Origin of the sequence: Exiguobacterium sp. S3 (assembly GCF_018617295.1) — a bacterium.
Taxonomy (GTDB): Bacteria; Bacillota; Bacilli; order Exiguobacteriales; family Exiguobacteriaceae; genus Exiguobacterium; species Exiguobacterium profundum.
Window position 1 is genome coordinate 55,833 of the sequence record NZ_JACSJW010000007.1, and the last position, 12,128, is coordinate 67,960.

Consider the following 12,128-nt stretch of genomic DNA (forward strand, 5'->3'; position numbering starts at 1 on the left):
TGTATTGAATCTGGCAATTAAATACGGACATCACCTTTTGAACCATTCAGTGCGGTTAAGTGAAGGAATTGCATGGAAAAGTTCAGACAATGAAAAACTACTATTAGGTGGACTTTCACACGGTACTAGTGGTATCGCATGTGCGCTATTTAAACTATATGAACATACAAGTATAGAAGAGTTTAAGTATGTAGCTGAAGAAGCAATTAAATACGACAAGAGTTTAATGAATTAAGAAAAAGAAAATTGGTGCGATCTTCGTAATAATCAATATAACTCTCATCATTGGTGCAATGGTTCTGCGGGAATCGGCATCAGTCGAATTTTATTGAATCAATATTTATCAGAGGAAACAACAGTTAACGAAGAAATAAAATTAGCTCTTGAGACGACGTTAAAAAATGGTCTCGGTCATACACATTCACTATGCCATGGTGATTTAGGTGCAAGTGAATTGTATTGTTTAGCGTATGAAGAATTTAAGGATGAGAAACATCTGGAAATCTCAAAAAAGATAGTCATGAAAGTTATTGAAAAGAAACAGAAAAACGAAAAATTCTTAACAGGGCTTACAAATCATGTGCAAATACCTGGGATGTTTTTAGGTCTCTCTGGTATCGGATATCAATTTTTAAGAGTAATGTTCCCTTGTGATGTTTCTTCAATAAACATATGAGAAGATAAATTATATATTAAAATAGGGATTAAGGTCTCGCCTATCGTAAATTATGCGTGACCTTATTCTGTTTATTTTTTTATATTATAAAGGTAAACGGCACCAGCGACACTATCTAGTAGAAATACAGCAAACATAATTTTTACACCTGCATCTAATGAAATAAACGATAATCCAATTAAAATCAAGACAGAGGCGATTGATATATATAGAATATTATACATTAGGTTGACAGTTTTTAATTTGATTAATTCCCCTCGTTCATCATTACCTTCCGTACTCTCCTTAAAATTCATTATATAGAGATTAGAGATTAAAACAATTCCACCTAAAATCGCGATTAAAAAATTCATTTAAATATCCTCCTCATAAGAAAAAACTTCTAGTATACTTCTGCCAAATGCATTTGATATTTTGAATGCAAGTATAAGGGATGGATTGTACTTGTTTTTTTCTATGTTTGTTATAGTTTGTCTACTTACATTAACGATTTCAGCTAATTGCTGTTGGGTCCATTTTTTTTCTCCCCTATACATTGCTAATTTATTATCTAGCAATTTGCTCACGTCCCTTCATAATATAACTTACTTATATAGTAACATATATAAAACATTTAGTAATGTATTTTTATCAAAAAGTCGCAAATATATTACTTAATCCTTAAATTCATGATAAAAGGATAACATGTACGTGTTTCTGTGAGAGATTGGAGAATCGCGTTGCTCTCACCTGGATCCAGAATTCGAATCCGGGAAAGAAATATTTTCGCGTGGCAAAAATAAATGGTTTAGGTGAGAAGTCAAAAGCATAAAGAAATCGCGCTGCTCTGTCTTTTCATGAATGTGTATTTGCGATGTTTGGATTGATGGAAAAATGAGTGCTTGTTGGGTAAAAATGATCGTTTTTCCTACGTAAGCCGAGATGTCGGGTGGTCAGATTCAAGGTATCTTTGAGCCATCAACAGGAGAGGATGATTCAAATGAATCACACATTGGACCAGCAAACGATTGAAGAGATGAAAGAGGTATTGCTTAGAAGACTTCCTGAACGGATGGACATCGATTCTGAGGCATTCGCGTTGGTAAGCATGGATATACTTTGTGAAGTGAGAGAAGGGGAACGATTGAAACAGATGACGGTCTTCTTCAATAGGAACACGCTTCAAGTACATAATTGATTATCTCGAAATGTATACATTCCATTTTTTCCTCCGTGAGTCTTTGAACGAGCCTGAATCACATAAGTATCGGGAATCGGTCTTTAGAAACTGAAAGGGATGAGGTGTGATGGACGAGCGGCTACTTGATGACTATGTGTTCGATGGATTGAATCCGTTCGTCCGGTTCGATGAAGGACGGAACTCTCCCTACTTCCGGGTGGTCATCTATCTGGATTTGGAACAGCGTCCAATCAAGAGCGTATATCTATACGGGACATGGGTGGTGGCGAATGGAGACGTCAGTTTCGTCGTCTCAGAACTATCGAAGGATGTATTCGAATATGAAGTGATGCATGTCCATTGGTTCATCAAGTATCGCTTCGAGGATTGGGGAGTCTCTGAAGACGGAGCCTGGAAGAAGGTATGTTGATCCGGGCTCATGCGTTAGCGTCTAGCGCCTTAGGGCGAAGTCGCTCATCGCACCGCTGCCTCTCTGACGGGAGGCACGGAGCGTAAAGACAACATCAAAAGCAAGACTGACGGCGTGTGTAGCGACACGCGAGGGAAACATTCGAGCGAATAGTGTTTTTTAAAAGCGACGATTACAGAGTGGGGCAATGAAGAGAAGTGATATAAACTCCTAAGTAAATTAGTCTTTTAGGACTATTTCGTCTTGAAGAAATCAAAAGTCAAAGTCGCTGTGGAATACATACGCTATTCAAAAGAATTTGAAACAGAGGTGAGAGAATGCTAGATATAGCATACGTGGAGCCGCTTCCCTTGTTGGCGGAGCATTAATGGGGACGTCGATCATTGCGCATAGATTTAACAATAGATTATTCCGGCATTAAGCTTTGTCTTGGCAACACATATTGATTTTTATTGATGTAATGTTCTTATGTCTGTTTCGACCTATACTTTGGGGTCCTCCTTAGCTCATAGCGAGTCATACGTCCAAATTTTTGTGTGGGAACTTCACTCTACACGAGGCTATCATTATGGGATTTTTTATATTCTCCTTCAAGTGTTTCACTTATTTTATAATTCATTATTTAAATAAAGATCCAATTACTTTGTAAATAGATGAAAACATATCCGTTAATGAAGAAGCAATATCAGCCTTGTCAGCACCATCAATTTTTTTATTTTCATGTTCAGCAGAGTAACCGATTGGATAAACATAATCTCCTTGAATTGGACTATCATTCTCAAATTTAATATTTATTGATGTGGAAAATAAAATATTTTTTGCATCCATGACTTGAAAATGAATGTGAGGTTCTGTAGAATTTCCTGAATTTCCGCATAACCCAAGTTTTTGACCTGTTTCAACTGTGTCTCCCTCTTTTACATCTATAGACAGTCGTTTAAAATGTGCAATCAGACTATATTCATTATTTTCGTGTTCAATAACTAAGTAATTTCCGAGAGGTTCATTCTCATTGACATCCCCTGGGACATTGTCTATTACATCATTTATTACTTTGACTATCCTTCCTTGAAAGGGGGCAACGACCTCTTTGTTAAATGCAAAGAAATTTTCATTTTTTTGGGGGGTATTTTTAAATGTCAAACCATTGTGAACACATACTAAATCATAAGCATATCTTTGATTTTCATACAAATAATGATAATTTAAAAATTCATTTGTCCCTCCCCAAAACACAAACCATTTGTCTTTTATAGGCATAGTATAAGTATTTTTAGTATGTCTCTCATCAGTTTCTGGAAATTGAATAAAAGGCTTTAATAACAAACGCTGTATTACATTATTTTCATCGAAAACCACATTAATAATTTTTTTTCTTTCATCATCTATCCAAATATATTGCCGGTAGTCTGAAAGAACAAGATTTGAATGTAATAGATTGAGCTTTCCTACATCTTTTTTAAAGTTATAGACCAGGTCAATGAAGTCATCTTGAGAGATGAGACTTTGAAAATCTTTTATGGTTGCTCTATAAATTATATGAGGATTTTCAAAAAGAAAAATCTCTCCAAAATTTTCAGGTTTTATTATTCTGCTTTTATTTAAGATAAGAATCCCTCCTAATTATCACTTTTTGGAAAATGTATATTCATTAGTAATTGTTTTTATCATAAAATTATCAATACTGTTTTTTAACTTCATTTGATCATCCATACGTAAATTGTGTGTTAAAAGTATTACTGACCTTTTTTTACTTTTCCCATCTAAATGTAAAAGTTTAAAGCTGGTTTAATATCTCGTTTTTATTGTACTAATAGAGATGGGATGGATAAAGGGAAGAGCACATCCGCTTTTTCCTTTTATTTTTTCGAAAAGTCGAGAAGCGATACTTCGTTTCGTGACGCAGACTTCGAACAACCGCCAGGGCGTTAGTCCATCTCCCGCTCTTCCACATACTTCACTTCCACTATCTCTCCGCTAAAGATCGCGTCATTCAACACATTTTCATAAACCGATAGGACCTGTTCATCGACATCGGGCATGTCGATCTTTTGAATCTCCTTATAGTATTTCGTCAGTAGGGCCCTATGTTCGGGCATGAGGAATGGGATCCATTTCAGCTCACCCCGATCGTGGTACATCGTCATAATAAATCACCCTCCTAAAAAACGAACGTTTGTTCTTATTTCATACTCCGTTTGCTCTGTTTGAACAGCCATTTCCGTTGAACAGTCTTTTTCCTGATTGGTGATCCGTGCGTCCTGTTTCCGTACTCTAGCTCGCTGGTCGTCGATGCAAGGGACGTCAAAAAAATGACGCGCCCTCCGGCCTGTCTTCCTTCGCTTTAGGCTCAAAGCAAGGCTTTTCGCTCGTTGGCTACGGAAGCCTGGTCCTCCGTTTGCTCTACGCATTTTTTTGAGGCTCTCCCTGCGGTCGCCCTTGCACCGTCTCCCGACGCTCGCTGCGTTCCCGTCAACAGGACGCACAACGGTGTTCGTTCTGAGGACAGCTTATCCGAAAGGGGACAAACCATCATGGAACTATCGTCAATCATCGAGGTCATCCGTATCAAACAAGAGGTTCGCGAGGAAATGGTCGCCCTCAAGCACGCCGTCATCCAATCACCCGACAATGCCCGACAAATCGGGGCATCCTTTATCGGGGATGATGACCGGGAGGTGTTCCTCGTCATCATGCTCAACACGAAGAATCGGGTCATCGGCGTCCATCGGGCGCATGTCGGAAGCGTCAATTCGAGTGTCATCCACCCACGAGAAATCTTCAAATGTGCGATTCTCAATAATGCCTCTTGTATCATCGCCTGTCACCAACACCCGAGCGGGGACCCTAGCCCGAGTCGAGAGGACATCCTCGTCTCCGAACGCTTACATGAGGCGGGCGACCTCATCGGCATCCCGGTGCTCGACCATCTCATCCTCGGTGCGGACGAGTCATATGTCAGCATGAAACAGCGAGGTTACATGGGTTGAATAAAATGGAGTGGGACCGGGGGACCGGTCCCGGTCCGTCCGGTAAGGGCGAGGACGAAAAACGTGCGTTTTTCTTTGACGAGACGGGCGACTCGCGTTGCTCTCGCCTGGATCCAGAATTCGGATCCGGGAAGAGGACGAAAAACGTGCGTTTTTCTTTGACGAGACGGGCGACTCGCGTTGCTCTCGCCTGGATCCAGAATTCGGATCCGGGAAAAGGAATGTTTTCGCGTGGCGAAAACAAATGGTTTTGGTGAGAAGTCAAAGACATAAAGAAATCACGTTGTTCCGTCTTTTCATGAATGTGTATTTGCGCTGAGTGGGTTGATGAAAAAATGAGTGCTTGTTTGGTGAAAATGGTCGTTTTTCCTACGTAAGCTCTGGGCTTGTTTCAAACAAGCCCAGGGCTTATATGAAACAAGCCAAGATGTCGAGTGGGCAGATTCAAGGTATTGTTGAGCTATCAACAGGAGAGGATGATTCAAGTGAATCACACATTGGACCAACAAACGATTGAAGAGATGAAAGAGGTATTGCTTAGAAGACTTCCTGAACGGATGGACATCGACCCTGAGGCATTCGAGTTGGTGAGCATGGATATCCTTTGTGAGGTGAAAGAAGGAGAACGATTAAAACAGATGACGGTTTTCTTCAATGCGAACACGCTTCAAGTACATAACTGATCGTTCTGAAACGTATACATGTATACATATCTACAAGTATACATGTATACATTCTTATCTAGTTAGTCTTTGGACGAGGCGTAAATCACATAAGTATCGGGAATCGGTCTATAAAAAACTGAAAGGGATGAGGCGTGATGGACGAGCGGATACTTGATGACTATGCGTTCAATGGATTGGATTCGTTCGTCCGAACCGTGTTCTCGGAACTGATGGAACGTCCCGAGTGGATGCGTGTCGTCGACAAGAAAGAAGGTCGTCCGGTTCGATGAAGGACGGAACTCGCCCTACTTTCGTATAGTGATCTATCTGGATTCTGAAGAGCGTCCGATTAAGATCGTATATCTATATGGGACATGGGTGGTGGGGAATGGAGACGTCAGTTTTGTGGTCTCAGAGCTCTCCAAAGGTGTATTCGAATATGAAGTGATGCATGTCCATTGGCTCATCAAGTATCGCTTTGAGGATTGGGGCGTGTCTGAAGACGGGGCATGGGAGAAGGAATGGTGATTCGGGCTCATGCGTGAGCGTCTAACGCCTTGTGGCGAAGTCGCTCATCGCACCGCTGCCCCCCTGACGGCCCGATAACAAGAGCTGCTGGCTCACCGACGCATCTCTATGTTCCTGGCCCTTTCTAACGGGAGGCACGGAGCGAAAGAGCAACGCCAAAACCAAAAACGTGGGCGCGTCTAACGCCGCGCAAGGAACACCATTCGGCCGAATGGTGTTTTTAATTGTAATTCATTTAGTACGTCTTGGTGGTTCAAAATAATTACTTAACTAAATTGAGGGCATTCCCTTCTAAATATAAGAGGATGCCCTTTTCTACATTTAATATTAGGTTTGATTTATATTGTTTCTTAATAGATTAATTCAATTTTTCAAGAAGGTATTTCCAAATCGGCTCTTTTCTATTCACAATAGATACTTTTCCTGTTGAGCCGACATATAGAGGTTCTGTTGTATTGATTGTTCCTTCTAATTCATATATATATTCATTAGTTTGCTCATCAAACACAGGATTTTCTGGAATATATATCAACTTGCCAGATTGTTTATCTGATTTTTCGAGGTTAAAAGAGTAATTCACTTTATACCCGGTTTTAAGATTCGTCATTTCTTTTGCAGGAAGTAAGATTTTTACCTTCTTATCCTTTGTAGTAGGAATAACAGAGAGTAATTCTTGTTGTGGTTCCACAAAATCTCCAACTTCAAAGGGTGATATATATTGAACAATCCCTTCTTTTTCTGATTTGATTAAAGTTGCTTTATTTTGGACTGAGAGCGCCTTTGCATCTTGATTTTTATTAAAAATTTCTTGTTCCAAGGACTCTATTCTCTGATTGATAGAATTTATCGTATCTAGCTGATACTTTTCTAGAGATTGTGCTTTAATTTCTTTTAAATTATTCAAACTTCTATCAGTCTTATCTTGATTCAATTTTACGGTTTGTTTTCTTTTTTGAATTCTTTGCGTCAAGTCATTTACTTTAAGTTGGATGAGATTTATTTGATCCGTGTCTGTCCCAGCTGTAAGTTTGTTTTTTAGATAAGTCAATTCTTGCTGGAGATTACTTTTTTCTGTAATCAGATTTTGAAGCACTTCATCCTCTGTACTAGACTGTTTGCTGTTTTCAACGTTAGTTATTTCATATTCTTTCTCTTTTTTAATAGACTCATATCCTGATATAAAAGATTGATACTCATCTTGTATTTTTTGATTTACATTGGCAGGAAAATTATCGTTAAGAGTTTCGACGTTGTCCCTTAATAGAGTTAAGTCATCGACTTGAATTTCTAATTTTTTAATTGTCTCATTTGTTTGGGATATCTGGGTCTTCAAGTCTGAATTATAGATTTGAAGTAGTACGTCGCCTTTTTCAACCTTATCCCCTGGTTTAACCTTAAATTCTTGTATTGTACCAGCCACTTGACTCTTGACTATTCCTACTCCAGATTGACCTTGGACAAAGGCTGTTCCTTTACTAGCCACGTCAAAATTTCCCGTAAAAGCCCACAATAAAAATATCAATAAGATTAACAGTAAAAACAGTAAGAAAAACGTGATAAATCTAGGAGGTTTTTTTTCTAATAATTCTACACTATCAGTTAGTTCTTCAATGGAATAAATTTTACTCATTTATTTTCTCCTGATGCGCTCAGAGTCAGTTCTAATTGATTTGTATCAAGCGTTTGATTTCTCCATAAACGATAATATTCATTCTCTTTCGCTAGTAGTTCAGCGTGAGAACCTTGTTCAATTATGGTTCCTTTATTCATTACAATGATTTGATCGGCGTACTTTATTGTACTTAAACGATGCGCAATCATGATTACGGTAATACCATCAGATCTTAACTCTTTTAACATGTTCGTTATTTTACTCTCTGTCGTACTATCTAAATTACTAGTTGCTTCATCAAGCACCAATACATCTGGTTTTTTCAACAATGCTCGAACTAAAGATAGGCGTTGTCTTTGACCACCTGATAAGTTAGATGCATTTTCGTCTAAAATTGATTCATAACGCATAGGTAAGTCACTAATAAACTCATGGGCATTCGCTTTTTTTGACGCTTTAATAATTTCTTCGAACGTTACTGGTCTATTTAAACCGAATTTCAAGTTTTCTAAAATAGAACCGCTGAAGAAAAATGATTCTTGAGAAACATACGCGATCTTTTCTCGGAGGGCCGATCGATTGATTTCCTTTATATGATAATCACCGTAGAAGATGCTTCCTTCTTGTGGTTCATAATAATTCATGAGTAATTTTGAAATCGTAGTTTTTCCTGAACCACTCTCTCCTACAAATGCTACCTGTGTCCCCGGGTTAACCGAGAAGCTTACATTATTTAATACATTTTTTCTTGTACCATATTTAAAACTGACATTTTCGGCAGTTATTTTCCCGCTTAATTGTTTTGGGAAGATCTTATTCTCTTCATTTTTTTCTTTTTCTAATTCTAAATCAAATATTTCATTTAGACGTTCACCTGCGATAAGCGCGGACTGCAAGGTGGGCTGAATACTAATTAGATTTTCAATAGGGGAAAGGAAATAGGCTAATAATGCATTGAAAGTTATTAATTCCCCGATTGTCATGTTTCCCTTCAAAACTTGAGTAGCGCCAATCCAAAGAATGATCGTTCCTCCGACTAATTCTAGGGCGGTTTTAATTGAGTTCTGTATATTTGATAGCATGCCGCGTTTAAAAACATGTTTTAACAAGCTAATAAATCTTTTTTCTGTCTGAAAAATTGCTTCTTTTTCAGCATTGTAAGATTTTACTGTAGAAATTCCATTTAAGGATTCCACAAGATATGAAGTCAATCTAGCACTACTCTCCATTTCATCTCTATTAACTCTTTGATAGGAACGATGAAATCCTAAAATCACTCCTACGTATAGGGGCACTAGTAAAAGAGTGACCCCGAATAACACTGTACTGTTTAGGTATAATAAAACACTACCTGCCACTACCATTATTGTGTCGATCATCAATGTGATAGTTATAGTTGATAAGGCATCCCGGATTTTCCCCGCGTCAGTGAATCTGGAAATTATCTCCCCAACTTTTCGAGTCTCAAAAAAATTCAGAGGTAAATTTACTACGTGACGATAATATCCAAGTATTAATTTTATGTCGATTCGTCTGCTTAAATATAAAATCATATGAGTTCTAAAATAAGAGAGTAATATTTGCATTAAGTATAGTAGTATCACTCCGATTGATATAATGTGCAACGTCTGAACTAATTGGTTAACTAATATATCATCGATTAATATTTTAAAATAAAAGGCGCCTAACACTCCAAACAAGTTGATGAGTAGAGAACCCAAGAATAAGGGAATCAACAAGTTCTTTTGCTCTTTGAGTATCATTAGAAAGCGAGACATTGTGCTATCAGAGTTTAGTTGCTTTTCAAACTTTGAATTTGGTACTAACAAAATTAGCACACCGGTCCATGTCTTACTGAAATCATCTAGAGAGTAACTACAGTACCCTGCTTCAGGATCAGCGAGGTAGACAACGCCATTCTTAATCTTATATAGAACTGCATAATGGAACATTCCTTCTTTTGTTATTAAATGAACAATGGTAGGAAGAGGTATTTGATTTAGCGACTCTAAATTTTTGGCTTTGACTCCTTTTGTGTCAAACCCGAGGCGTTCTCCAGCTTCAATCATTCCCTTTACATTTGTTCCTTCTAAATCGGTTCCAGCAATCTCTCTAATCATTGATATCGACATCTTCAAGTCATAGTGTCTTGATACCATAGCTAGACAGGCTGGTCCACAATCCTTTATATCTTGTTGTTTAATTAGTTTCACTTTTTTATTCAATCTATATTTTCCTCCGTAAGTGCTTAATCAATCATTATATTATGTTAAAAGAACTATAAAAGAAAGGAAAAAAGGATAATTAAGGCTATCATAATTAATATATTTACAAATCGTTAATCTGATGTTACTTTATTTAGGAGATTATTTTATTTTTTTAATATATCAGATAAAATAAGACTCATTTTATATTTAGGGGGAAATTTAAATGAATCTAGAAGTATCAATGCAAGTAGAGGCACTTACTGAAGAAGAGCTTATGGAAGTATCGGCAGGAGGTTGCGGATCGAAAATTGTAAAAGGAGTAATCGGTGGCGCTACTGCAGGAGCAATTGGCGGTCTTCCTGCTTTAGGTCTCGGTTCTGTAGCCGGAGGATTTTTCGGTGCTCACATCGGAGCTATTGGCGGAGCAGTAACTTGCCTTGGAGGCAAATGATGAAAAATTTAAATCTTGAATACGATTTAAATTTAGAGTCGTTAACTGAAGAGGAAATGTTTGAAATTTCAGCTGGTGGCAAATGTACAATTAGAAAAGCTGCTGCTGAGGGAGCGGGTGGAGCAATCATTGGCGCCTTAGGCGGCCCATGGGGTGCTTTAGCCGGAGGAGTTACTGGAGTAGCTTATTGTTATCTTGATGGCGTGAAATGGTGATTACAATAACACTCTAAGGTTGAAATTTATTTATATTAATTACATAAATGAATAGATAGACCTTAGTGGGGGACTGTAGACAGCAATTTTGTTTACAGTCTTTTGTATTTTTATGAAGAAACAGTTTAAGTAGCATAAGCTTTTTGATTTATTAAAGTCTTTAAATTACAGTTCGCTTTCGTGTTATTGAATACATAAAAATAGAAATAATTAGTTTTAAAAAATGTGAATTTGACAAAAAAAGCTTTTTGATGTTATATATATATTGCAAAAGCAAAATATAAACGTCAAAGGAGGCATTTTTATTGCTTACAAAAGTCAAAGAGGCAAGGCTAACAAAGAACTTAACGCAAGGGGAGCTGGCTAAACTAACAAATGTGAGTAGACAAACAATTGGTCTCATTGAAAAAAATGAATATAATCCGTCAATAAAATTATGTATAGCTATATGTAAAGCTTTAGACAAAACATTGAATGACTTATTTTGGGAGGGAATTGATCATGACGAATTTAATTAAAAAAATTATTTTTGGATCTAATGTACAACGAGATGAACGAGAAGAGGAAAAAGTTTATGAGATATACTCATCTGCAGCGGTACTAACATATTGTATTTCTTTGTTGGTTGTGATTTATGATTTAATTATAAATCATCGATTAACTAACCTAGGCATCCCTTCGCTATTTATAGTGTTACTAATAAGTTATTATATTATGTATAAAGTTCGAAAAAATAAAATACATCTACATAGCAAGAATGCTTCAACCAAACAAATATTCTTATCAACGACTGTTTTTTTCAGTGTTTTCACTTTACTCATGTATTTATTTGGGGAAACGGTTACTTTATTTAATGTTTCAGTTTATCTCGTGATGGCTCTTCTTTATGGTGTAACCACCTATAAATGGAACAACTACAATAACAAGCAAAGAGCATGAGAGATGCTGAAATCTATTGAAGGAGGAATACAATGTCATTACTGAATAATATTCCGAGGAATGTCGTCTATGTCACTTTCTCTATAATACTTGTATACGCTGTATTTCATTTCTTGGACCATGGTAATATAAAAAATACTCTTTTTATTTTTCTAATCACACTCTTTATTGGGATTTTATTAATGCTTGGAATAGGGCTGATAAACTCGATTTCAAAAAAAAACTAAATGATAAGGCGCTTTTAGCCAACAACTTT

16 protein-coding genes and 1 pseudogene are annotated in these 12,128 nt (G+C 37.2%); 11 read left to right on the plus strand and 6 right to left on the minus strand.

From position 1 onward, the window contains the following. Positions 1 to 4: 4 nt before the first annotated feature. Positions 5 to 676 (plus strand): annotated as a pseudogene (locus KNO65_RS14570) (lanthionine synthetase LanC family protein). Positions 677 to 747: 71 nt separating this feature from the next. On the opposite strand, the gene KNO65_RS14575 reads toward KNO65_RS14570, so the two are convergent. Next, positions 748 to 1,029, minus strand: a complete 282-nt coding sequence (locus KNO65_RS14575; RefSeq protein WP_214785057.1) for a hypothetical protein — start codon at positions 1,027 to 1,029, stop codon at positions 748 to 750. Continuing rightward, positions 1,030 to 1,212 carry a helix-turn-helix transcriptional regulator gene (locus KNO65_RS14580; protein WP_374193987.1) on the minus strand — a complete coding sequence of 61 codons (183 nt, stop codon included), beginning with the start codon at positions 1,210 to 1,212 and terminating at the stop codon, positions 1,030 to 1,032. A 443-nt stretch (positions 1,213 to 1,655) separates the two neighbouring features. Here KNO65_RS14580 and KNO65_RS14585 point away from each other — a divergent pair, with 443 nt between their 5' ends. Together KNO65_RS14585 and KNO65_RS14590 are read left to right on the plus strand one after the other, a co-directional pair. Then, on the plus strand, positions 1,656 to 1,853 hold the full coding sequence (locus tag KNO65_RS14585) for a hypothetical protein (protein WP_214785059.1): 198 nt from the start codon (positions 1,656 to 1,658) through the stop codon (positions 1,851 to 1,853). A gap of 109 nt (positions 1,854 to 1,962) precedes the next feature. Continuing rightward, positions 1,963 to 2,265, plus strand: a complete 303-nt coding sequence (locus KNO65_RS14590; RefSeq protein ID WP_214785061.1) for a hypothetical protein — start codon at positions 1,963 to 1,965, stop codon at positions 2,263 to 2,265. A gap of 618 nt (positions 2,266 to 2,883) precedes the next feature. Here KNO65_RS14590 and KNO65_RS14595 read toward each other — a convergent pair. Then, positions 2,884 to 3,624 (minus strand): M23 family metallopeptidase, encoded by a 741-nt coding sequence (locus tag KNO65_RS14595; RefSeq protein WP_353047436.1) that lies wholly within the window; start codon positions 3,622 to 3,624, stop codon positions 2,884 to 2,886. Positions 3,625 to 4,193: 569 nt separating this feature from the next. Beyond that, the gene (locus KNO65_RS14600; RefSeq protein WP_214785063.1) at positions 4,194 to 4,412 is read right to left on the minus strand and encodes a YolD-like family protein; all 219 of its coding nucleotides are present in this window, start codon (positions 4,410 to 4,412) and stop codon (positions 4,194 to 4,196) included. Positions 4,413 to 4,799: 387 nt separating this feature from the next. Here KNO65_RS14600 and KNO65_RS14605 point away from each other — a divergent pair, with 387 nt between their 5' ends. The 4 genes from KNO65_RS14605 (at position 4,800) to KNO65_RS14615 (ending at position 6,448) form a co-directional block, all read left to right on the plus strand. Continuing rightward, the gene (locus KNO65_RS14605; protein WP_214785065.1) at positions 4,800 to 5,255 is read left to right on the plus strand and encodes a JAB domain-containing protein; all 456 of its coding nucleotides are present in this window, start codon (positions 4,800 to 4,802) and stop codon (positions 5,253 to 5,255) included. A gap of 485 nt (positions 5,256 to 5,740) precedes the next feature. Beyond that, positions 5,741 to 5,938, plus strand: coding sequence for a hypothetical protein (locus tag KNO65_RS14610; protein WP_214785067.1), 198 nt, complete (start codon positions 5,741 to 5,743; stop codon positions 5,936 to 5,938). A gap of 137 nt (positions 5,939 to 6,075) precedes the next feature. After that, positions 6,076 to 6,210: a hypothetical protein gene (locus tag KNO65_RS15810; RefSeq protein WP_285800707.1), complete on the plus strand. Its 135-nt coding sequence runs from the start codon at positions 6,076 to 6,078 to the stop codon at positions 6,208 to 6,210. Positions 6,211 to 6,301: 91 nt separating this feature from the next. Further along, positions 6,302 to 6,448: a hypothetical protein gene (locus KNO65_RS14615; RefSeq protein WP_214692596.1), complete on the plus strand. Its 147-nt coding sequence runs from the start codon at positions 6,302 to 6,304 to the stop codon at positions 6,446 to 6,448. Between the two features lie 358 nt (positions 6,449 to 6,806). Here the strand turns inward: KNO65_RS14615 and KNO65_RS14620 are convergent, their stop codons facing one another. Both KNO65_RS14620 and KNO65_RS14625 read right to left on the minus strand, forming a co-directional pair. Then, entirely contained in the window at positions 6,807 to 8,078 is a 1,272-nt protein-coding gene (locus KNO65_RS14620; RefSeq protein WP_214785069.1) for an HlyD family secretion protein, read from the minus strand. Next, entirely contained in the window at positions 8,075 to 10,285 is a 2,211-nt protein-coding gene (locus KNO65_RS14625; RefSeq protein WP_214785071.1) for a peptidase domain-containing ABC transporter, read from the minus strand. The genes KNO65_RS14620 and KNO65_RS14625 overlap by 4 nt, the downstream gene beginning before the upstream one ends. Before the next feature lie 205 nt (positions 10,286 to 10,490). Here KNO65_RS14625 and KNO65_RS14630 point away from each other — a divergent pair, with 205 nt between their 5' ends. From KNO65_RS14630 to KNO65_RS14645, 4 genes are all read left to right on the plus strand, one after another. Then, the gene (locus tag KNO65_RS14630; RefSeq protein ID WP_031424752.1) at positions 10,491 to 10,718 is read left to right on the plus strand and encodes a Blp family class II bacteriocin; all 228 of its coding nucleotides are present in this window, start codon (positions 10,491 to 10,493) and stop codon (positions 10,716 to 10,718) included. Then, the gene (locus tag KNO65_RS14635) at positions 10,718 to 10,933 is read left to right on the plus strand and encodes a Blp family class II bacteriocin (protein WP_214785073.1); all 216 of its coding nucleotides are present in this window, start codon (positions 10,718 to 10,720) and stop codon (positions 10,931 to 10,933) included. The genes KNO65_RS14630 and KNO65_RS14635 overlap by 1 nt, the downstream gene beginning before the upstream one ends. A 305-nt stretch (positions 10,934 to 11,238) precedes the next feature. Beyond that, complete coding sequence (locus tag KNO65_RS14640; protein WP_214785075.1) at positions 11,239 to 11,451, plus strand: helix-turn-helix transcriptional regulator; 213 nt, start codon at positions 11,239 to 11,241, stop codon at positions 11,449 to 11,451. After that, positions 11,435 to 11,872 (plus strand): hypothetical protein, encoded by a 438-nt coding sequence (locus KNO65_RS14645; RefSeq protein ID WP_214785077.1) that lies wholly within the window; start codon positions 11,435 to 11,437, stop codon positions 11,870 to 11,872. The genes KNO65_RS14640 and KNO65_RS14645 overlap by 17 nt, the downstream gene beginning before the upstream one ends. Positions 11,873 to 12,128 lie beyond the last annotated feature (256 nt).

Excerpts from the sequence above, each read along its gene's own strand:
- KNO65_RS14575 (WP_214785057.1), bottom strand. The coding sequence starts at position 1,029 with ATGAATTTTTTAATCGCGATTTTAGGTGGAATTGTTTTAATCTCTAAT.
- KNO65_RS14580 (WP_374193987.1), bottom strand. The coding sequence starts at position 1,212 with ATGTATAGGGGAGAAAAAAAATGGACCCAACAGCAATTAGCTGAAATC.
- KNO65_RS14585 (WP_214785059.1), top strand. The coding sequence starts at position 1,656 with ATGAATCACACATTGGACCAGCAAACGATTGAAGAGATGAAAGAGGTA.
- KNO65_RS14590 (WP_214785061.1), top strand. The coding sequence starts at position 1,963 with ATGGACGAGCGGCTACTTGATGACTATGTGTTCGATGGATTGAATCCG.
- KNO65_RS14600 (WP_214785063.1), bottom strand. The coding sequence starts at position 4,412 with ATGACGATGTACCACGATCGGGGTGAGCTGAAATGGATCCCATTCCTC.
- KNO65_RS14605 (WP_214785065.1), top strand. The coding sequence starts at position 4,800 with ATGGAACTATCGTCAATCATCGAGGTCATCCGTATCAAACAAGAGGTT.
- KNO65_RS15810 (WP_285800707.1), top strand. The coding sequence starts at position 6,076 with ATGGACGAGCGGATACTTGATGACTATGCGTTCAATGGATTGGATTCG.
- KNO65_RS14620 (WP_214785069.1), bottom strand. The coding sequence starts at position 8,078 with ATGAGTAAAATTTATTCCATTGAAGAACTAACTGATAGTGTAGAATTA.
- KNO65_RS14630 (WP_031424752.1), top strand. The coding sequence starts at position 10,491 with ATGAATCTAGAAGTATCAATGCAAGTAGAGGCACTTACTGAAGAAGAG.
- KNO65_RS14635 (WP_214785073.1), top strand. The coding sequence starts at position 10,718 with ATGAAAAATTTAAATCTTGAATACGATTTAAATTTAGAGTCGTTAACT.
- KNO65_RS14645 (WP_214785077.1), top strand. The coding sequence starts at position 11,435 with ATGACGAATTTAATTAAAAAAATTATTTTTGGATCTAATGTACAACGA.